At 64.3% G+C, this 1,121-nt stretch carries 1 protein-coding gene; it reads right to left on the reverse strand.

The features are described from left to right. The coding region (locus tag CYJ07_RS20180; protein WP_156085534.1) for a sulfoacetaldehyde acetyltransferase at positions 1–1,121 on the reverse strand (1,121 nt) is incomplete at both ends.

A 1,121-nucleotide genomic window follows, 5' to 3' on the forward strand; every position in this document is an offset into this window, starting at 1 on the left:
TACTTCTCCAGCAGTCGCACCGGCTTCTTCAGTGCGTCGCGGCGGAAGGGATCACCCAGCTCGCGCGTGCACATGATCTCGATAACGCAGGTCTTGCCTTCGTTCATCTGCAGGTCCACCGCCTTCTTCAGCGCCGGCCCCACGTCCTCCAGGCGGTCCACCGTAATCCCCTCGGCGCCCATCGCCCGGCCGATCTCGGCGAAGCTTTGGTTGTCCAACTCGCCAGCCACGAAGCGACGGTTATAGAATTCCACCTGGTTCTTCTTCTCCGCCCCCCACTGCCGGTTGTGGAACACCACCGCGGTCACCGGGATGTTTTCGCGTACCGCCGTCATGGTTTCCATCAGGCTCATGCCCCAGGCACCGTCACCGGCATAGGCGATCGCCGGGCGATGCGGTGCCGCCGCCTTGGCACCAATTATTGTCGGCAGCGCGTAGCCGCAGTTGCCGAAGCTCATCGGCGCAAAGAAGCTGCGTGGCTTCTCGAAACGCAGGTAGCTGTGCGCCACCGCGTTGATGTTGCCGATGTCAGTGGAGACCATCACGTCCTCGGGCATGGCCTTCTCCAGCTCACGCAGCACCTGGCGCGGGTGCAGGTACTCGCCGCCGGAGAACGGGGTCTCGCCTTTCGCCTCGTCGATGGCATCGAGGCTGAACGGGTCCTTCTCGTGCGTCCATTCGTCGAGTTCCTTCTCCCAGGCCGCTTTCTCGCTGGCGATCAGCTCGGCGCGCTGACCTTTGGTGCTGTCACAGGCCAGGTCCCGGTCGGCCAGACGCTCGACAAGCGCTTCGGCGGTCGCCTTGGCATCACCACAGATGCCCACTGCAATCTTCTTTACCAGCCCCAGCATCTTGTGGTCGGCATCGACCTGAATGATCTTGGCGTCCTTCGGCCAGTAGTCCAGGCCATGCTGCGGCAGGGTGCCGAACGGCCCCAAACGCGTACCCAGCGCGACGACCACGTCGGCCTGGGCAATCAACTTCATGCCCGCCTTCGAGCCCTGGTAGCCCAGCGGTCCGCACCACAGCGGGTGGCTGGCCGGGAAGGAGTCGTTGTGCTGATAGCTGTTGACCACCGGTGCGCCCAGCCGCTCGGCCAATGCCTGGCAGGCCTCGACGCC

The organism is Billgrantia saliphila, from assembly GCF_002930105.1.
Classification (GTDB): Bacteria; Pseudomonadota; Gammaproteobacteria; order Pseudomonadales; family Halomonadaceae; genus Halomonas; species Halomonas saliphila.